The 17,158-nt window shown below is 56.3% G+C and carries 22 protein-coding genes and 2 pseudogenes; 7 read left to right on the top strand and 17 right to left on the bottom strand.

Annotated features, from left to right (window positions below):
• Positions 1 to 151 precede the first annotated feature (151 nt).
• From R6T97_RS11960 to R6T97_RS11950, 3 genes and pseudogenes are all read left to right on the top strand, one after another.
• Complete coding sequence (locus R6T97_RS11960; protein ID WP_410349520.1) at positions 152 to 577, top strand: hypothetical protein; 426 nt, start codon at positions 152 to 154, stop codon at positions 575 to 577.
• 371 nt (positions 578 to 948) lie between these two features.
• Positions 949 to 1,797: a hypothetical protein gene (locus R6T97_RS11955; RefSeq protein ID WP_410349519.1), complete on the top strand. Its 849-nt coding sequence runs from the start codon at positions 949 to 951 to the stop codon at positions 1,795 to 1,797.
• Positions 1,798 to 2,084: 287 nt separating this feature from the next.
• Positions 2,085 to 2,450, top strand: a pseudogene (locus R6T97_RS11950) (tyrosine-type recombinase/integrase); the annotation flags it as partial.
• Between the two features lie 247 nt (positions 2,451 to 2,697).
• Here the strand turns inward: R6T97_RS11950 and R6T97_RS11945 are convergent.
• From R6T97_RS11945 to R6T97_RS11905, 9 genes are all read right to left on the bottom strand, one after another.
• Positions 2,698 to 3,549 carry a Brp/Blh family beta-carotene 15,15'-dioxygenase gene (locus R6T97_RS11945; protein WP_410349518.1) on the bottom strand — a complete coding sequence of 284 codons (852 nt, stop codon included), beginning with the start codon at positions 3,547 to 3,549 and terminating at the stop codon, positions 2,698 to 2,700.
• Positions 3,546 to 4,655 carry a lycopene cyclase family protein gene (locus R6T97_RS11940; RefSeq protein ID WP_410349517.1) on the bottom strand — a complete coding sequence of 370 codons (1,110 nt, stop codon included), beginning with the start codon at positions 4,653 to 4,655 and terminating at the stop codon, positions 3,546 to 3,548. Before R6T97_RS11940 ends, R6T97_RS11945 begins: the two co-directional genes overlap by 4 nt.
• Positions 4,642 to 5,490: a phytoene/squalene synthase family protein gene (locus R6T97_RS11935; RefSeq protein WP_410349516.1), complete on the bottom strand. Its 849-nt coding sequence runs from the start codon at positions 5,488 to 5,490 to the stop codon at positions 4,642 to 4,644. The genes R6T97_RS11940 and R6T97_RS11935 overlap by 14 nt, the downstream gene beginning before the upstream one ends.
• Positions 5,487 to 6,995, bottom strand: a complete 1,509-nt coding sequence (gene crtI, locus R6T97_RS11930; protein ID WP_410349515.1) for a phytoene desaturase family protein — start codon at positions 6,993 to 6,995, stop codon at positions 5,487 to 5,489. The genes R6T97_RS11935 and crtI overlap by 4 nt, the downstream gene beginning before the upstream one ends.
• Complete coding sequence (locus R6T97_RS11925; RefSeq protein WP_410349514.1) at positions 6,985 to 7,821, bottom strand: polyprenyl synthetase family protein; 837 nt, start codon at positions 7,819 to 7,821, stop codon at positions 6,985 to 6,987. The genes crtI and R6T97_RS11925 overlap by 11 nt, the downstream gene beginning before the upstream one ends.
• A 72-nt stretch (positions 7,822 to 7,893) precedes the next feature.
• Positions 7,894 to 8,670: a bacteriorhodopsin-like gene (locus R6T97_RS11920; protein WP_410349513.1), complete on the bottom strand. Its 777-nt coding sequence runs from the start codon at positions 8,668 to 8,670 to the stop codon at positions 7,894 to 7,896.
• A gap of 247 nt (positions 8,671 to 8,917) precedes the next feature.
• Entirely contained in the window at positions 8,918 to 9,013 is a 96-nt protein-coding gene (locus R6T97_RS11915; RefSeq protein ID WP_410349512.1) for a fasciclin domain-containing protein, read from the bottom strand.
• Positions 9,014 to 9,346: 333 nt separating this feature from the next.
• Positions 9,347 to 9,790, bottom strand: a complete 444-nt coding sequence (locus R6T97_RS11910) for a hypothetical protein (RefSeq protein ID WP_410349511.1) — start codon at positions 9,788 to 9,790, stop codon at positions 9,347 to 9,349.
• A 107-nt stretch (positions 9,791 to 9,897) separates the two neighbouring features.
• Positions 9,898 to 10,113 carry a hypothetical protein gene (locus tag R6T97_RS11905; RefSeq protein WP_410349510.1) on the bottom strand — a complete coding sequence of 72 codons (216 nt, stop codon included), beginning with the start codon at positions 10,111 to 10,113 and terminating at the stop codon, positions 9,898 to 9,900.
• 180 nt (positions 10,114 to 10,293) lie between these two features.
• Here R6T97_RS11905 and R6T97_RS11900 point away from each other — a divergent pair, with 180 nt between their 5' ends.
• Both R6T97_RS11900 and R6T97_RS11895 read left to right on the top strand, forming a co-directional pair.
• Positions 10,294 to 10,938: an alternative oxidase gene (locus tag R6T97_RS11900; protein ID WP_410349509.1), complete on the top strand. Its 645-nt coding sequence runs from the start codon at positions 10,294 to 10,296 to the stop codon at positions 10,936 to 10,938.
• A gap of 95 nt (positions 10,939 to 11,033) precedes the next feature.
• Positions 11,034 to 12,254 carry a cysteine desulfurase gene (locus R6T97_RS11895; protein WP_410349508.1) on the top strand — a complete coding sequence of 407 codons (1,221 nt, stop codon included), beginning with the start codon at positions 11,034 to 11,036 and terminating at the stop codon, positions 12,252 to 12,254.
• 28 nt (positions 12,255 to 12,282) lie between these two features.
• Here R6T97_RS11895 and R6T97_RS11890 read toward each other — a convergent pair whose 3' ends face one another.
• From R6T97_RS11890 to R6T97_RS11855, 8 genes are all read right to left on the bottom strand, one after another.
• Positions 12,283 to 12,588: an NAD(P)-dependent oxidoreductase gene (locus R6T97_RS11890; RefSeq protein WP_410349507.1), complete on the bottom strand. Its 306-nt coding sequence runs from the start codon at positions 12,586 to 12,588 to the stop codon at positions 12,283 to 12,285.
• Positions 12,509 to 12,916, bottom strand: a complete 408-nt coding sequence (locus R6T97_RS11885; RefSeq protein WP_410349506.1) for an NAD(P)-dependent oxidoreductase — start codon at positions 12,914 to 12,916, stop codon at positions 12,509 to 12,511. The genes R6T97_RS11890 and R6T97_RS11885 overlap by 80 nt, the downstream gene beginning before the upstream one ends.
• Positions 12,917 to 13,041: 125 nt before the next feature.
• Positions 13,042 to 13,350, bottom strand: a complete 309-nt coding sequence (locus R6T97_RS11880; protein ID WP_410349505.1) for a hypothetical protein — start codon at positions 13,348 to 13,350, stop codon at positions 13,042 to 13,044.
• Positions 13,351 to 13,609: 259 nt separating this feature from the next.
• Positions 13,610 to 13,822 carry a hypothetical protein gene (locus R6T97_RS11875; RefSeq protein ID WP_410349504.1) on the bottom strand — a complete coding sequence of 71 codons (213 nt, stop codon included), beginning with the start codon at positions 13,820 to 13,822 and terminating at the stop codon, positions 13,610 to 13,612.
• Positions 13,823 to 13,859: 37 nt separating this feature from the next.
• On the bottom strand, positions 13,860 to 14,333 hold the full coding sequence (locus tag R6T97_RS11870; RefSeq protein ID WP_410349503.1) for a DUF427 domain-containing protein: 474 nt from the start codon (positions 14,331 to 14,333) through the stop codon (positions 13,860 to 13,862).
• Between the two features lie 77 nt (positions 14,334 to 14,410).
• Positions 14,411 to 14,548 (bottom strand): hypothetical protein, encoded by a 138-nt coding sequence (locus R6T97_RS11865; protein ID WP_410349502.1) that lies wholly within the window; start codon positions 14,546 to 14,548, stop codon positions 14,411 to 14,413.
• Positions 14,545 to 15,285, bottom strand: a complete 741-nt coding sequence (locus tag R6T97_RS11860; protein WP_410349501.1) for an FAD-binding domain-containing protein — start codon at positions 15,283 to 15,285, stop codon at positions 14,545 to 14,547. The genes R6T97_RS11865 and R6T97_RS11860 overlap by 4 nt, the downstream gene beginning before the upstream one ends.
• A gap of 501 nt (positions 15,286 to 15,786) precedes the next feature.
• Positions 15,787 to 15,948 (bottom strand): DUF1127 domain-containing protein, encoded by a 162-nt coding sequence (locus tag R6T97_RS11855; RefSeq protein WP_410349500.1) that lies wholly within the window; start codon positions 15,946 to 15,948, stop codon positions 15,787 to 15,789.
• A 191-nt stretch (positions 15,949 to 16,139) separates the two neighbouring features.
• Here R6T97_RS11855 and R6T97_RS11850 point away from each other — a divergent pair, with 191 nt between their 5' ends.
• Together R6T97_RS11850 and R6T97_RS11845 are read left to right on the top strand one after the other, a co-directional pair.
• On the top strand, positions 16,140 to 16,619 hold the full coding sequence (locus R6T97_RS11850; protein WP_410349499.1) for an OsmC-related (seleno)protein: 480 nt from the start codon (positions 16,140 to 16,142) through the stop codon (positions 16,617 to 16,619).
• Positions 16,620 to 16,671: 52 nt separating this feature from the next.
• Positions 16,672 to 17,158, top strand: a pseudogene (locus R6T97_RS11845) (hypothetical protein); the annotation flags it as partial.

Here is a 17,158-nt window from a genome sequence, read left to right as displayed (position 1 = left end):
GCACTCGCCAGTTGACGATGAGTTGGCCGTTTCGTGCACCTGGGATCAGCAAGATGCTGATGCAATGATCCGCCATCTCACCCGGACCCTGCAAACCCATGGGTGCAGCGGCCTGAGACTTAATCTTCAGACGTAAAGAAAGGAGCACACAATGACGGATCGGGACAACTCTATCGACGCTGAAGTGATGGACATCATGAAACGCTATCCCAGGCTATTCAGGACGGGCAGTTCGACGAAAAGCAGGGGACCCATGCACGACGGTTTCTTATGCGACCCAGGCTGGTACCCACTCCTCGACCGGCTGTTCGGCGACATCGATGCCATCTGCCGTGAAGACGACCTGACAGGCATCAAAGTGTCACAGGTCAAGCAGAAGCTCGGTGGACTTCGGGTGTATGTGCAGGGCGGCAATGACCGGGTCAACGATCGGATCCGGCAGGCGGAAGCAGAAGCTGCGGCGACTTGCGAAGGCTGTGGCGGATCATCACCCGGCATTCGCAGCATCGGCGGGTATGTCACGAACGTCTGTGATCCTTGCCTCAACAAGAGAAAGAAGGAATTGTTGGATCGGTAGGCTTGGGTTTGGCGATCGCTATCCGATAGGTGGCGATCGATCATCCCGGCGCTGCTGCCGACCGACACTCCAGCCAAAGCTTGACGCAATAAGGTTAAAACGGCCCTGAGCCGACCTCCGCAGTCAGTTGCGATGCCGCAGCGCAGCTTCACCAAACCAGCCATTCGTGCATCATGCAGCATTTTCGGAGGGTGAAGGTCGGCAGAGCGGGACTCATCGGGCAATCGCGTCATGCCTGAGATCGTCGTGAATCTTGATCATCAAGGCTGCCAGTCGATGACAATAGGATCCGCGCCCGCTATCATGATGGCATTTCAAGCTCTTTGGTCCAGTATGTAAATGCAGACGCACAGCGCCATGGGTAACGGATAATGAAGCTTCGAAATGGATACCTCCTCGCTGGTGTTGCCTGGGCGCTATTCCTTGCGCCGGTGGTTACCTACTTCGTTCTCGCCTCCGTTCTCGGCGCGCTTTGGATCTTTGTGTTTGGAGATGACCCCTGGCCCGCAGCGATTGACTGGGTAATCCCGATAATCGGCTTGGTGGTTTGCATATCCACTGCAACGTGCTGTATTTACCTCGCTCACCGATTAGGACGCCAACGTGAAATCGAAGCTGTCGTTGCAGGTCCACAGGAACGCAAAAGAGTAATTCTTTGGTTCTTGGCGCCGATGGCCTTGATCGCAATCACTGCCGTTTTGTTTTGGCAGCGTTCAGTGAATCAAGCCGAGGAAATCGCAGCAATGGACCAAAGTGAAGCCGTCTTCACGGATCTGCTAAACACGCGTCACACGGTCGCCGAGCTTGTTGTCTATCGAACCGATAGCGGTGATTTCGAAGCAAGTGTTGCGACCTCCGGTGGGAGGCCAGGACCCTACAGCCTGCTCTGGAAAGTAAACAGCATGACCTACGGCGAAGTCATTTCCCAAGAAGAACCGCAGGTCGAGGTGGGGGATACAAAAGCCGGACTGAGCTTCGAGATTTCCATTGATGCACTTGCCAGACGCTATCGGGACACAGTGCTCAATGGCGGTGGCGTTGTAGTAGATGAGCCCTTTGAACTCGTCGTTACCCTTCAACCGGTCATTGAAGCAGATATTGAGGCATGGCCTGAGTTCGAAAGGTACCGCTGGGAACAGGGCGAAACACCGCTCCAAAGCAGCATGGCAGTCGATTTTCCGGTATTTTTTCGCGTGGGTCTCGACGGGTCGATCGATTAACGTTCACTCACCTCTGCCCCGATATGTGGTTCAATATGCCATCCATCGTGCCTCTTGAATGCGGGCAGGCCAGTGAGCAAGTACATTGGCAGAGGGAAAACTCCGATAAGGCAAGCGATTGTCGGCGACATCAAAATACTCGCATCTCGTCGTCGAGGAACGCGATCACGAGGCGACGCTCACACTGTTCGCGCGCAACCCCTTGGTGTCATGGATCGTGCTAACGGTCGGGGCATTTCTTTCACTGTGGCCCATGACACTTGTCGTCTACGGCTTCTCGATATCCAACTACGGAACCCGTCCGCTTCGAAATCTCAGAAGGCACGCGGGCATCGCTCTCAAGGTGGATGCGGGAGCCGCTCATGGTCGGATCTGAATACCTCTGGCCTGGTCGTTTTCACGAACGGCTTCACATCTCGACTCGCCAGTACGCGCGTATTGTCCGTGAGTGGGTGACATCCATTGGCCTCGAGGCCAGCGCATATGGCACGCATTCGATGCGAAGAACAAAGGTGACGCAAATATACAAAAAGACCGGCAACCTGCGCGCAGTTCAGCTTCTGTTGGGTCACACGAAGATGGACAGCACCGTCAGATACCTCGGCGTCGAGCTCGAAGATGCGCTGGCTATCGCCGAAGCTATCGAGATCTAATGGCATGGGCCGTCTTCACTGACGGCCCTTTGCGGCCTTTCAGTCAGTTTGGCGGCATTCGCCGAAGCGGCCATTAGAGCACCGCGCACCATCCGGCCGCGTAGCAGACAGGAGCGTTAGGATTTGACCTTTTGGTTGATAGCTTGCAGACTGCCTAGAGCGTTAAACTTCCGTTATTCTGAAAATGACGATGCACATCAGTGTTGTCAGCGCAAGTCCGCTGATTTGCAATGACAGCTTGCCGCGATCAAACCTGCCTGTGCAGCCTATCGACCAAGAGCATGTGAGGAACGGTCAGCGCAGCAAGGCCGATGAACACGATCTGTAAGCTGAGTTTCACACTTGTTTGTGGCAGAAGCAGCCAAACCATGCCTGCAATAGCGACAACAGCGCAAGAAAGCACAGCAGATATAACCAGAGCTTGCCCGGTATTTGGCACGCTTTGCAGGGTTTGAGTGAAATGCCGCACGGAATGGAGGCTGCAGAAGTACACGATAAAGAACAACAGCGGCGGCAGGGCGAAAGCGGCGACCCAGATCAGCACCTGTTCCAATGCCGCTTGGGTTCGGTTCGCGGGTCTGAGGATGAGGGCGGTGATGAAAGTCACTAGACTGACCGCGCCAAGTATAGCCAGGGTTTTCGCGGCAGTCAGGGCAAAGGCATCGGGGGCGAGGTAGCTAAAAATCAAAGCCACCTCTGTCGTGTGGAACAGCGATACCCCGCCGATAGTGGCGAAACCGCCGGTCCAGCGCAGCGGGGGGGTGGCCGCGGCCCAGTCATCGGAAAAGTGCAATATCGAATAGCCGAGAAAGGCGATCAGTGCTGGACCGGGGAAAAGCACCCATAGCACGATAACGACGCAGACCAAGCCAATGTAAATGGCGAAAAATTGCAGTTTTGCACTGCGCGTATCCAAAGGCCATAAGGCTTGGGCGATCGGCAGATCCAGCGCGCCATGCGGTAGGCCAAGGATGGCCACAAGCGGCGCAATCAGCAGAATTTGCTGGTTAAGGGTAAGCGCGAATATGAATTGCACAGCGATAACGCAGGCCACGCACATTCCAAACAAGGCGACTTGCCAGTGAGGTAAGGCCGTCATGACCGAGTCATGGCAGCGCGCAGAAACGGCAGCGTCGGCAAGGATGTCATCACAGACAGCCGGTCCACCGGATGCACCGACCCTGACAGGAACCGTTCCAACCGGTCGGGCGTTGCTTTGCGGAATAAACCTTCAAACAAGGCCGGTCCACGATCTGGCATTGTTTGTATGACCTGCAAGAAAACGCGGTCCATGAATGTGGTGAACGCGCGATCAAGCTGTGGACGTGGCGGTTGTCCTGCCAGCAAGGCCTGCGCCACCTGATCGGCCTGCGCCTGAATTCGGGCAAAGGCATAGCCAGTCGACGGACGCGCTGCCCCACCGCCCAGACCCATATTGACGACACCGCCCTGATGCGGGACGGCAAAGCCGGTCTGCATCGGCAGCGCGCCCTCCTCTTGCCGTAAAACAGTGACCTGACCCGGGTTGAGGATGTCGATTTCAAAATCCAGCCAAGCGGCAAAAACGTCATGGCCGGGATTGGTCGGGGCGAATGACGTGACCTCGACCAATGCACGATCGCGGGCATAGGGCAAGGTATAGACAAAATCGACACCACTGCTGCGTGCTTTTCTGAAGGCCATCAGGTGAACGCGGTCGGGATCAAAGACCGGACGTTCCGTCTGAATTTCACGCCCCAGAAAGAATTGTCCATAAGTCGGCTTTGTCTGCGCCGTGCGCGCGTCGATGACGTGATTTGCGCGAAAGCCGCCGTCGCTGGTGTCGATTTGCCAGCCTTGCGCCACTTTGCTGATGCTGCCTGCCGTCGTGCCAAGCGACAGGGTGGCCGCCTTCTTATCGGCGATCAGCGACAGGGCTTTGTCATAGAAAGCGCCCGCTGCGACAGACTGATAGCGCAATGTATCTGATCCGCGCTGCACCAGACCGCCGGGTCCTGTGACGTCCCATTTGGTCCATGATGCGCGCACGCAATCCTCGAACGGGTCAGGGCGGGTGCGCCAAAAGCTCCATGCACGATCATCGGTATAGGTTTTGCGCGGCTCAATGATGCGGATGTTGCGGCCTGCGGCGGCGAGCCTGACAGCGATGCTGAGCCCTGCACAACCACCACCCAGAATTGCTATATCGGTGTCAGTGCTGGACATGATAGCGGTCCTGATGTGCAAACAGCTGTGACCGCGTGCCTTGGGCTGCCAGCAGGATTTTGCGCCATCTGGGCACAAACACCCGTCCGGCAAGCGGATCACAGGACCGTGCGCGTAACTCATCACCGATGCCTGCATAGATTGCTGCCGCAGCGCCGACCGCCAGCCGCAGCCGCAGCGGCAAGGCGGGCAGGCCCGCGCGGCCATTGGCGTAAAGCACATCGGAGCGCGCCAATAGTTCGTCGATAGTGGCGCGCAGATTGGTGCGCACTTCCAGGCTGGGAGTTGCAATGTCTGCCGGGGTGTGCGGGCAGAGGGTATACGGTAGATAACGCCGTCCGGCCTGTGCGTCCTCTATCACATCGCGGCAGATATTGGTCAGTTGCATCGCGCGGCCCAGATCGCTGGCAGGTCCATGCCATTGCGGTGGCACATCGAACAAGGCGCAGACCATGATCCCCACCGTGCCAGCCACACCCATGCAATAGCGATCAAGCTCTGCATCATCGGCGATGCAGGTCGTGCCCGTGTCGCTGGTGGCGGTGCTGACAAGATCGGCAAAAGCATTCAGGCCAGCAGGATGGTCCGCGAACAGCGCGCGCGCCTGCGTCACCAGCGGGTCGGGCGCGTCCTCTGGCGGGCCTGCGCGCAAGGCACCTGCAATAGCCGTCAGCCGCGCCTGCACAATGGGGCCGCCTTCGGTGTCGGCCAGATCATCGACCGTGCGGCACAGCGCATACAGCCGGGCAATGCGGTCGTAGTCGTCCCGCGGTAACAGGCGGGCTGCGGGGGCAAAGCTGCGCGCGTGATGGATCAGCATTTCCTGTGGTGTCATGGCGTAACCGTGGCGGCGGGGATGATCATATCCAGCACCTTGGCTGACGATACTACCCCCGGCAGCCCTGCCCCCGGATGCGTGCCTGCGCCCACGAAATAAAGGTTCTGCACCCCTTCACCCTGATTATGAAACCGGAACCAGGCCGATTGCGTGAAAAACGGCGACAGCGAAAAACCTGCGCCATCGACGGACAGGTAGTCGGATTTGAAATCCTCTGGTGTCATGGCGAATTCGGCGGTGATGGATGTTGCCAGCCCCGGCATCATCGACGCATCGAGTGCTGCGACGATCCGGTCGCGCAGTTTTGGCCCCTCGACAGACCAATCCTGCCCGCCGCCAAGATTTGGCACGGGACAAAGCACATAGAAACTGTCTTTACCTTCTGGCGCGAAACTTGGGTCAGTCGCAGTGGGGCGGTGAACATAGAGCGAGAAATCTTCCGCCAAGATTTTTTTATGGAAGATATCGCTCAACAGTTCTTTGTAACGTTCCCCGAACCAGACGGTGTGATGGGCGACATCGGGCCATTGTTTGTTTGCGCCGAAAAACAGCACGTAAAGCCCCATCGACAGTTTGGACTTTTTCGCGCGCAGTTTCGCTACGGTGGATTGCGCCGATGCGGGCAGCATTTGGCGATAGACATGCACGGGGTCCATGTTTGATACCACCAAATCGGCATCGATGGCAGCACCGTCCGCCAGCACAACGCCGGTGGCGCGGGTGCCGTCGAGTTTGATACGGTCAATCGTGGTGTCCAGGGTAATGGTGATGCCTTCCTCGACCATCAGTTTTTCCAAGGCATCGACCAACGCACCGGTGCCGCCCATCGCGAACCAGATGCCGTGGGTGCGCTCCAGATGGTTGATCATCCCGTAAATCGCCGTGGTGTCGAACGGGTTACCGCCCACCAGCAGCGGCTGGATCGAAAACGCGCGGCGCAGGCGGTCGTCTTTTAGGAAGCGGCTGACCATGGACCAGACGCTTTCATAGGATCGCAGGCGAACCAGATGCGGGATCTGGCGGAGCATGAAACCGATGGAATGAAATGGTGTCGTGGACAGGCGCTGGAACCCGATATCATAGATTTTCTTGGACCACGCCCCCATGCGGCGATAGCCGGCGATATCGCCGGGTGACAAACGCGCAATCTCCGCTTCTGTCGCGGCTTCAGTCGGGCCATAGTCAAAGGTTTCGCCATCGTGAAAGTAGAAACGATACCATGGGTCCGGTTCGACAAGGGTGACGTAATCGCCCAGCCGTTTGTCGAACAGTGCAAATAGTTCCTCGAACAGATGTGGCGCAGTCAGCACGGTGGGTCCGGCGTCGTGGCGGAACCCTTCGTGCTCAAAAACTTGCCCACGACCACCCAGACGCGAACACCGGTCAATCAGATGCACGTCATAACCGCGTGCTTTTAGCCGCAATGCAGCGGCGATGCCGCCAAATCCGGCTCCGGCAACAATCGCGCGGGGGCGGTTCGATTCAAATGTGTCACGCGGCATTGGCATGCTCCATAAATGTGATGGCCAATCGGTCGGCGATTTGCTGGAATGCGGTGCCGCAATCGGACGGCAGGCGTGCAGATAATGCGCGCACGACCGTCAAGGCCTGCCGAGTTTCATAAGCGACGATCTGGCGTACATCTGACGGGCTGGTGCCTGTTGATTCAAGGATAAGGCAGATATTCATACGCTCGGCAGCTTGGTCATCGTCGCGGTCGAGCAGATCATCAAGCGCCTGATAGGCAAAGGCAATGTGATCACCGATCATGACAGCGATCTCATCCCCCGGCGCAACTGCCGCGCAAAGCGCAAGCCGGACGGGTAAGGCCAGCAGCGGTCCTGTTTTGCCGGCGACCACAGCACGATACGAGGCCAGCGTCCGGATCTGATGCGTCAGATCGTCGATCTGACCTGCGGCTGTGCGAGTGATCGCATCATGCACTATCAACATGGCAGGGCCTGCGCGCGGATGATCTGCAAGGCTTGCGAAAGCAGCGGAAATCATCAGATCGCCGGTGCAGATCGCCATAGCAGCGCCGTATTGATGCCAGACCGCAGGCTGTCCGCGCCGCAGCAAGTCATTTTCCTGTAAATCGTCATGCACCAAAGACGCATTATGCAAAAGCTCTACCGTGCATGCGCAGGCGATGGCCGCATCCTGCGGCAATCCCAATGCGAAACTGGCATCCAGTGCAAGCTGCGCGCGAGTTTTGCCGCCACCGCTGTTGAGGTGATAACGCGCGGCTTCGGCAACGGTGCTACTGCCCAGTAATTGGCGCATCTTTGCGTCGACCAACGCCGTGCCGGGATTGGGTGAGGATGGCAAGGTATGCTCCTTCAAAAACGATTAGGCTGAAATGGCGCAGGCTGTCCGCAACGGGGCGGACAGCCTGATGTTTTATTCGGCTGGCTGAACTTTTGCATTCTGCCGGTCGAAATACGGCTGGCTTTTGCGCACCGCGATCAGGAAGATCAGTACGCCAAAAACGGCTTTTGCGGTAATATCGGCGATTGTATAACCAACCTCGATCACCACTGTCGCTGTTCCGCCATCCATCCCGACTGTGCCGGCAAAATAGACGATCGGATAAAACGCCCAGCTACCGATCACGACGTAGCGTGCGGCACTGATCAGGCCACGCGCGTCTTCTGGCTGATTTTCGATTGATTTCGACAAACCGCTGAACAATTCGTAAACGATCCACAAGAACGGGATCATTGACGCGATACCCCAGAACCAACGGGCACTGACGGTTTCGGCGACTTCACCTGGATAACCCAAGATAATCATCAACGCGGCTAACAGACCCAGACGTGTTGCCCGGCTGATCGTTTCGGATCGGGACAAACCCATGACCAAGATCAGTTCGACCAGCAAAAGCGGCACTGTCAAAAGCCAGTCGACATACCGGTAGGCCTGATTGAAGGCATATCCAGTAGTTGTCACCACGCCGTCTTTCACATCAAAAGCCAGTCCCCAGCTTTCTGAAATACGGAAGTAATGGTAGGCGGCGATGAATGTGACCAGCCCAGTTATTGTCATGGCGGTCTTATATTGCGGTGCGACCTGACTGCGCCCCAACCAGAAAAAGATGGTTGCAGCGGCAAGTGTGGCGAAACCGAATGAGAAGGCATTGTAGATCAGGTCATACTGACCTGTTGTAAGTGATTGCATAGCGAACTCCTGTTGCATACGAAGGTGTACACGACCAACGACCTAGCGTAGTTTTCTCTTACACAAGTTAAGATGGACACCATGCCGCACAGGTGTGCTTTTGACTGCAGTACTGGTTTGGCGCCTCTAACGGCTCTGTTGATGGCGTGAACACCCCACCCGACGGCATCGTGATGTGCCTTTGTGGTGGACGACAGTAATCGCCAGGCACGTGTGGCGGGCGGTAATTAATTGGTTTTCGAAACAATTACGCCTTTGGTACCAGGACGGCATCGATGACGTGAATAACGCCGTTGGTGCAGTCGATGTCTGCCGCAACAACTGTGATACCGTTTATGGTCACGCCGGAGGTCGCGCCGACATCGAGCGCCTGCCCTTTGACAGTGGCGGGCTCCAGCTTCTTGCCCGCAATGAAAAGGACAATCGTCCTGCGGCTGCCAGTTACTGAAAGCCGCAGATACAGTGGTTCGAATGCGAAGGATTGAAGCTGGGCTCACCCGTTTCGGATTGCCCTTCCACAGACTTCTCACAGCGCTGCGCTGGGTCAATGAAACTGGTTGACCTGTCGGCTGGCGCAAAGAGTTTGTATGCTTGTCGCAAGTTCGTAATCCTCGCGAACAGGGAGGATGAAGCAGCCGACAAAAATGCGTGAAGACGTGGGTAGTACCGCCCTGTTTCAGGCGTTTTGCTTACTGCTATTTTTTCGCCAAGCAAGCGACTGTTGGTTCAGCACGCGTAGGTCGGTTTTTTCCGCGATGATCTGTTCACAAAGCTGCACTGCCTCCGCCGCCTGAACTGCATTGAGATGCCGACACGCCGGGCGAGCGATGTGGTCATACCAAACCCCGCCGCAAATCGTGTCGAGCACGATGCGTTGAAAACAGTGATCGTTTCGCACGGGCCAGTGGCTTTTGGTGTTCTGCGCGAGTGCGGGCATGATGGTACTGGTCAGATGGAGATACTGATCGACTAAGGCGAGGTGGGTCGTTTTCGGGAAATCGAAACTGCGCTGCATCTTCTCTTCCAGTAGTGATCTGAGCTTGAGCCGCTCAGAAGTTTTCGCAGAATCCGTTCCGCTCCCGACCGCATGAAATTGACCACAAACAAGCAGAACCATCATCGCAGCGCTCATTTTATATAAGCAAAGAGCTGTGGAGAAATCTACCTGACGCCATGTTGACGCCTGCTTTGGAGAAGTGCTGCGACAGCTATCCCAAAAACGCATGTTTACATATTATCGTCCAGATCTTCCTCGTCTGTGGCAGTGGCAACTGGACCCAACTTCATCAATTGCTGGGTCAAGAGGGCCTTGTAGCGACGCTGGCGCCGACGCGCCTTTGCGCCAGACGCGCGCCAGCCTTCGCGCTTGTCCTGAACAAGCTCTTCAAGATCGGCGGCAACCGAAATCTTTTTTGCGTCGGACGGAGAGGTGCGTTTGGCCATGCGCAATTTATAGCTTCCCATTGCGAGGCGGCAACTGGAGCGAACCGATCATCTGAGATAGCGACGTGTGTAGTAACCAGGAGCCGTACCCGCCTACAGGCTGATTTGCCACATCCTGCATAGGTGAAACAGTTCCGACACGGGCTAATTGTCTAATTAGAAGACACGAGAGTAATTGCCATGAAACATAGCAACGAATTCATACCCGACACCCTGAACGTGCACCATGTGCCGACCGGAAAGAGCGACCGCATTGCGCTCGGTGTGGTCAAGACGATGCGGGTTTTCGCGGATCGGTTTTTCGCAAAACGCTACGGGCACCGCGCAGTGGTGCTTGAGACTGTTGCGGCGGTTCCGGGCATGGTGGGCGGTCTGCTGCAGCACCTTAGCGCGATACGGCACATTCGCGACGATCAGGGCTGGATCAAGGAATTAATTGAAGAGGCGGAAAATGAGCGCATGCACCTGATGACGTTCATCCAGATTGCGCAGCCAAGTCGGCTGGAGCGGATACTGATCATGGTGGCGCAGGCCGTGTTCTACAACCTGTACTTCTTTCTCTACCTGCTGGCCCCCAAGACGGCCCACCGGGTGGTCGGTTACCTCGAGGAAGAGGCGGTGATCAGCTATACCCACTATCTGGAAGAGATCGACTCCGGTCGTGTTAAAAACGTACCAGTACCGCAGATTGCGCTAAAGTACTGGAACTTGCCATCAACTGCGCGCCTGCGCGATGTGGTGATCGTCGTGCGCGCAGATGAGGCACATCACCGCGACACCAACCATCACTTCGCCAACCAGATCGCCAAAGGCGTACATTCCTGAGGAGAGTGCGCGGGTGGGGTTGCCTGAATGCGATCGGGCGACCCCAGCGATCAAGACGAAGTTGCTGACCACAGAAATTAAAAGGAATTGCAGCAATGCTTGATGTGGAAATGATCCGCCGCGACTTTCCGATTCTGTCGCGGCAGGTCAATGGCAAGCCATTGGTTTACCTGGACAACGGCGCTTCGGCTCAGAAGCCGCAGGTTGTTATTGATGCCATCTCAACAGCCTATTGGCAGGAATACGCCAATGTGCATCGCGGTTTGCATTACCTTTCCAATCTGGCGACCGACAATTACGAACGGGTGCGCGGCATTGTTGCACGGTTTCTGGGTGCCGCGAGCGAGGATGAGATCGTCTTCAACTCGGGTGCGACCGAAGGCATCAACATGGTCGCCTATGGCTGGGCAATGCCCCGCATGCAGGCAGGCGATGAGATCATCCTCAGCATCATGGAACACCACGCCAATATCGTGCCGTGGCATTTCCTGCGCGAACGTCACGGCGTGGTGATCAAATGGATCGAGGTGGACAGCACGGGCGCGCTGGACCCGGTAAAGGTGCTGGAGGCGATCACACCGCGGACCAGGCTGATCGCTGTCACGCACTGCTCCAATGTTCTGGGCACCGTCGTGGACGTGGCGGCGATTTGTGCGGGAGCACGGTCGCGCGGCGTGCCGGTTTTGATTGATGGCAGCCAGGCCGCTGTCCACCTGCCGATCAACGTCCAGGAAATCGGCTGCGATTTCTACGCGGTGACTGGCCACAAATTATACGGTCCTTCGGGGTCAGGGGCGATCTATGTCCGCAAAGACCGGATGGCCGAGATGCGGCCCTTCCTAGGTGGTGGCGACATGATCCGCGAGGTCAACCGCGATAGCGTGGTCTACAACGATGCGCCGATGAAATTCGAGGCTGGCACTCCTGGCATCGTGCAGACCATCGGTCTGGGCGTGGCTTTAGATTATATGATGGGGCTCGGGATGGCCAACATCGCCGCGCACGAGAACCGGCTGCGCGACTATGCCCGTAAGCGGCTTGACGGATTGAATTGGATCACGGTGCAAGGCATCACGCCCGACAAAGCTCCGATTTTCTCTTTCTCGATGCAGGGCGCGGCGCATCCGCATGACATATCGACCATCCTCGACAAGAAGGGGGTCGCGGTGCGTGCAGGCCAGCACTGCGCCGGGCCGTTGATGGCGCACTTGGAGTTAAATGCCACCTGCCGCGCCTCGTTCGCTGTGTACAACACAAGTACCGAGGTTGACGTGTTGATAGATGCGCTGGAGCTGGCGCATGACTTGTTTGCTTGAACGACCTCAAACGAGTGTGAGCGGCAGCTCAATTGACCATTACAGGCGAGGCGCCGATGAAGCTGCGATCTTTGATTTGCTTGACGAGGAAATCCGCGACATTTGCACGGGAGATTATGCCGTTCCGCCACTCTGATGGGTCGCGAAGCACCTTGTAGCGCCCCGTTCGCGGACCATTTAGCAGCACGCCGGGGCGCACAATCGTCCAATCAAGATCGGTCTGTGCGATGAGTTTTTCCTGACGGCTCTTGTCGTCATACGCTTTGCCAAATACGGTCCTGAAAGGTACTGCTTTGCAGCAGGCCGATACTCGCTTCGCTATCTCCCGCTCCAAAGCCCGTGATGCAAATTAGGCGATTGACGCCCTTTTCTTGCATGGCCGCAATCAGAACGCGCGTCGCTTCAGAAAACAGATGTACCGGCTTGAATAAATCGTTCAGTCCGACGCCGAGCGTTACGACGACCGCATCAACCGCGGTGAGTGCAGCTTGAACATCTTGCTGGTTCAGTGCGGCACCTTGCACCTTTTCCAATTTCTTATCGGACAATTTTATTGATGTTGCAGATCGTGCCAAAGCACGCACGTCATATCCTGCGGCTAGCGCTTGACGTGTGGTTTCCAGGCCAATGCCTTTGCTTGCACCAATAATCAGTATCCGCATGTTGCGCTTCCTCAGTTTGGTTGGGTACAAATTACCCTTCGACTGACCATCAAAAATTTGACTCTTCCCGAAAGTAATCTCGCTAACAATTTTTGTATCAATGGATAAGGGATCATTGACGAAGGTCAGTCATGTTCACCGTCAAAACGACGCCCCGCACCACGCATGAAGAATTTAGGACGTTTTGCAGCAACAGTAAAAGTTGCGACGGTCACCGCCGCTGCCGCGATGAGGGCTGAGTGTCCGACAATGCTTGCCGCCAGAAACGTGTAACTTCCAATCGCAACAGAAAAGCTGACTGCCCACATCAAACCCAACACTTGCAGCACGTAGTGTCGGACGCCCACATCGTGAATATGCCGTAGCGGGCTTACGTTGTGGTTAAAGACGAAATTCCACGCGTAAACGATGGCGGTTTTGATAGTTGAAATCATGGCATTGGTCCTGTCGCTGATTTACGCGGCATTACCACGGGGCACGTCTCCTCCACGCCATCTTAATACGTAGCGTTAAAGCGTCGCGGGTCCAGCCAGATGGATCGATAGACATAGTTCTACGCGATATTCTCGGAACAATTCGGCTAAACGGGTCAACCGGTGCCGCATTTCGCGAGATCAGTAGAACCCCACTTCACGGACGTCGATCAAGACGTCGTGATCGCGGCGATAGGCAACGATGGAGACCGATGTCAGGCTAACTGGGGCCAGCACGCTGCGCAAAGATGACGCCTCCGGTAGAGATGCCCCCCATCACCTGATCGGTGAGGAACCGCCATAGGCTTTCTGGCTGCATGCTGAAGTCCTCGATCAAGGTGGTCCCATGTGCGAGCTCCTCGGCCAAAGCAGGTTGGAAGGCCCCGCCAAGCAGGACCGCCGCAGCCGAAAAATTGATCATATCACGCAACATTATCTCTTCTCCGCCGATCTCTCTCGCGCAGCTCACATTACCAGTGCTGCGTTCCGGGCGCACCCTTGATCTGTCCGTCCAGATTGGGAGTGACCCAACCGCCATAGAAGTTGCCTGGCTGCGGGATGACGCGCAGATTGCCAACCCAAGCCTCGTCCATCAAGGCCGCATAAAAGGCCATATGGCCAGCAAGAGCGGCAAAGGGCGCAGTGGGATTGTCATAGACCCATGAGGCCCGGGGCGCTGTTGTCGCCCCTGTGAGCACATCAAAATAACGCGCAATGCCCTTCCATTCGCAATAACTGTTCCCCTCGGTCGGGCGCAGGGTGGCCAATATATCCCCGGGCGGCAGGTAATAGGTCGGCGCGTGGTGGGTCTCCAGCACCCGCAGGGCGCGAGTGGTTTCGGCAACCAGCGTGTCGCCAAGCCGGATCGTGATACGTTGCGGCACCGGTTCCAGCGCTGGGGGTCGAGGATAGGACTGAACGTTTTCGCGAGGAAGGTCGGTCATGCGGAGCCTCCAGTGGAGATTTTTCAGGTAGAAAATTGTGGTCAAGATCAGGGTAAAAAAGGTCAAGTCAATTCAAGTCACCGCGTAAGGCCATGCGGGCCACGATCCAAGCCCGCATCAGGCACCAAACCGGGGATGCCCTTGGAACAGACCTGATTGGTATCTTTTTGGTAGATCAGCATCAATGGGGCGATGCAGGGATGATCGAGCGTCACGCGGGCAAAGCCTTTTCAATGATGCGGGGTATGTTCTGCTTGACCTTGAAGAACCCAGCAGTGGCGTGCGGCCAGATCGCGTGGGCGAACCGACCGGCGGTAAAGGTGGCGATGTTCTGCGCATCGGCGGGATAAGGCTTGCCGCGTGTGTGCAGCCCTGCAACACAGCGCCAGCCCAGCGTGTTCGACGCTGCATCACCATCCAGCAGGTGACGGTAGAAGAAATCCGCCCCCAACCGCCATGGCAGCCACAGCGTGAATATCCAGATCGAGGCAAACCACATCCGCGCGTGGTTGTGCAGATATCCGGTATCGACCAGTTCGGCGGCCCAGGCATCGAAACAGGTCAGCCCAGTTTGCCCGACCATGGCGCGGTCCACATCGCGGCGCAGCCGGCGGTCGCGGTCAAGGGCGGCCAGATCGGCGTCCAAAACGTCGCGATAGCTGTCCCAGACTTGCGGGCGGCATTCCAGCCAACCCTTGCAGTACCCACGCCAGATCACTTCTTGCACAGACTTCTCGGCATCATGTGGCCCGTGGGCGGCCAGAGCTACGGCCACCGCATCCGATTCCAGTACCAGCCTCCGGCGGATATAAGGCGACAACACCGACACCGCCGTGTGTTCATCGGGGCCGTGATCGGTGTTGCGGCCATTGGCATAACGCCGCCCCATGCGATGGGTAAACGCAGCGAGAACTTTCTCGCCCTCGGCAAGGGTCTGGCTCCCGTCTGTCATCTGTTCCATAGTTAAGTTGTTGCCCGTTTTCAGAATTTCAACTCAAGTGCTTTGGGCTTAGCGCGATTGGCCTCGACCATCGGGCACAAGGCCGCTCGGACCTGCAGTGTCGCCATCAGATACCCGACGTACCTCCGCGTGGGCCCTTACCTCAGATAATCCAAGTGTAGTTCTCGGAATCTGGAGGTCCGTGATGGGTATTCTGGCAATAGAATATTGCACTGCAGAAAAAGTCCGGAATCCGCCCTGTGTGCAGGTGACGCGACCGGCCCAAACCGGCCATTGACCATCGATCACAACGCTGCGGTGCGGCCCGTCATTCCGGCCATTCGCTGCAACTGCATAATCCATGACGGTTGAATGAGCACAGTGCGGACGCAGCTGCCATTGATATGTGCTTGATGACTTGCATTTTCTTGGATCCTGACGCCCCGTGGCATTGCCACGCCAAAAAGTTGATGGATGCGCTGCTCTCATCTCGGTGAAAGCAGCGCATGGTCTTCAGGCTGCTTGCCGCTGCATTTTGGCAGCTTCTTCCGCAACTTCTGGAATGTCCGAGCGGTGAAGTCCGATGTCCGCCAGTTCGCGGCTCGACATGGCGTAGAGTTCGTTCAGCGTTCTGATGTAGGCCGCTCTTGTAGCCCGTCGTTCCTGAGCGCGCATGCGCAGGTCAACTTAGAGCGTCTGTGAATGCAGCAAAAAAGCACTGCGTCGCGGCGTCGCCCTTAAAGATTCCAAAAATCCATAATGAATATAAAATTGTTCATTTTGAATATTATTGAACTTGAGGTGAAGCAATTCAAAATGTGAACCTGCGCAAACGTTTGCATAAAGTTCTGAATTTGGGAGACGGTATGTCTGACAGCCTTTTTAACGTTCACTTCACGGCTGAAGGCGTCTGCGTCGGCAAGCTTCGAAATGAAGTTACGCTGAGTGCGCTGGAGCCTTTCCAGGTTACTCGGATGCTGGCCACGGACGAGGGCAAGTTTCAAGGTGGCGAGGACACAGCACCAACTCCGTTAGAATTTTTTCTGACTGGTCTGGTGGGGTGCTTGATGACGCAGGTCCGAGTTTTCGCAAAGCGTCTGAAAATTCCAATCGACGATGTCAATGTAGTCTGCCGCGCAAAATGGGAGGCAATTCGCGATCCAGTGGGCCCGTATCAAGGGCGCCCCGTAGGCTTTGAGATTGATATTGACGTAAAGTCAGAGGCTGATCCCGAGAAGGTGACAGAGCTGATAAGTGCTGCGCGTCGTGGTTGCTTCGTTGAGCAAACTTTAGGCCAAGCCAATGAAATTGTTCACAACTTGAAAGTGAACGGGAGGAGCGTGTGACGCGGTAAACCCGCCGAATGCCGAAGATACGGAACTTAATATCAGGGAGGATATGATGAAATTTACTATGGATATGAAAGCATCGAACAAAGCTATGAAAGGCGCGGCTGTCGCCGTCTTGGCAGCTGGGATCAGTTTCGCATCGCCCGTCCATGCGCAGGAAGAGATTGATGTCAGCATCGTGTCGGGCTTCTCGCCTGCGGTTGCTGCGGTTAGAATTCTTCAGGAAAGCTTTATGCCCGGTGTCGATGCGCGCCTCGCCGAAACTGGCAACTATACGATCAATTGGCGCGAAGCGTTCTCGGGAACACTGGCGAAACCCGCTGGTGAGCTTGAGGCGATTGAGGCTGGCCTTGCTGATATGGGGGTCATACCGACAGGGTTTCATGCCGACAAACTTCCAGTCTACCAAATCGGTTACGTGACGCCGTTCACGACGACTGATCTGGTTTTGATTCACGAAGTCGTTGATGGCCTTGTCGACAAGTATCCGGCATTTCGCGACACGTGGACCGATCTCAATCAGGTCACGCTGTCGG

The organism is Yoonia sp., from assembly GCF_046498525.1.
Lineage (GTDB): Bacteria > Pseudomonadota > Alphaproteobacteria > Rhodobacterales > Rhodobacteraceae > Yoonia.
Note: the sequence above shows the minus strand (reverse complement) of the source record. Positions and strands in the feature narration are given on the sequence as shown.

Coding starts and splice junctions, on each gene's coding strand:
- R6T97_RS11900 (WP_410349509.1), top strand. CDS start 10,294: ATGAAACATAGCAACGAATTCATACCCGACACCCTGAACGTGCACCAT.
- R6T97_RS11885 (WP_410349506.1), bottom strand. CDS start 12,916: ATGCGGATACTGATTATTGGTGCAAGCAAAGGCATTGGCCTGGAAACC.
- R6T97_RS11855 (WP_410349500.1), bottom strand. CDS start 15,948: ATGCGCGCTCAGGAACGACGGGCTACAAGAGCGGCCTACATCAGAACG.
- R6T97_RS11870 (WP_410349503.1), bottom strand. CDS start 14,333: ATGACCGACCTTCCTCGCGAAAACGTTCAGTCCTATCCTCGACCCCCA.
- R6T97_RS11860 (WP_410349501.1), bottom strand. CDS start 15,285: ATGACAGACGGGAGCCAGACCCTTGCCGAGGGCGAGAAAGTTCTCGCT.
- R6T97_RS11935 (WP_410349516.1), bottom strand. CDS start 5,490: ATGACACCACAGGAAATGCTGATCCATCACGCGCGCAGCTTTGCCCCC.
- R6T97_RS11850 (WP_410349499.1), top strand. CDS start 16,140: ATGTCTGACAGCCTTTTTAACGTTCACTTCACGGCTGAAGGCGTCTGC.
- R6T97_RS11960 (WP_410349520.1), top strand. CDS start 152: ATGACGGATCGGGACAACTCTATCGACGCTGAAGTGATGGACATCATG.
- R6T97_RS11880 (WP_410349505.1), bottom strand. CDS start 13,350: ATGATTTCAACTATCAAAACCGCCATCGTTTACGCGTGGAATTTCGTC.
- R6T97_RS11895 (WP_410349508.1), top strand. CDS start 11,034: ATGCTTGATGTGGAAATGATCCGCCGCGACTTTCCGATTCTGTCGCGG.
- R6T97_RS11945 (WP_410349518.1), bottom strand. CDS start 3,549: ATGACGGCCTTACCTCACTGGCAAGTCGCCTTGTTTGGAATGTGCGTG.
- R6T97_RS11920 (WP_410349513.1), bottom strand. CDS start 8,670: ATGCAATCACTTACAACAGGTCAGTATGACCTGATCTACAATGCCTTC.
- R6T97_RS11940 (WP_410349517.1), bottom strand. CDS start 4,655: ATGTCCAGCACTGACACCGATATAGCAATTCTGGGTGGTGGTTGTGCA.
- R6T97_RS11875 (WP_410349504.1), bottom strand. CDS start 13,822: ATGTTGCGTGATATGATCAATTTTTCGGCTGCGGCGGTCCTGCTTGGC.
- R6T97_RS11955 (WP_410349519.1), top strand. CDS start 949: ATGAAGCTTCGAAATGGATACCTCCTCGCTGGTGTTGCCTGGGCGCTA.
- R6T97_RS11905 (WP_410349510.1), bottom strand. CDS start 10,113: ATGGCCAAACGCACCTCTCCGTCCGACGCAAAAAAGATTTCGGTTGCC.
- R6T97_RS11910 (WP_410349511.1), bottom strand. CDS start 9,790: ATGATGGTTCTGCTTGTTTGTGGTCAATTTCATGCGGTCGGGAGCGGA.
- crtI (WP_410349515.1), bottom strand. CDS start 6,995: ATGCCGCGTGACACATTTGAATCGAACCGCCCCCGCGCGATTGTTGCC.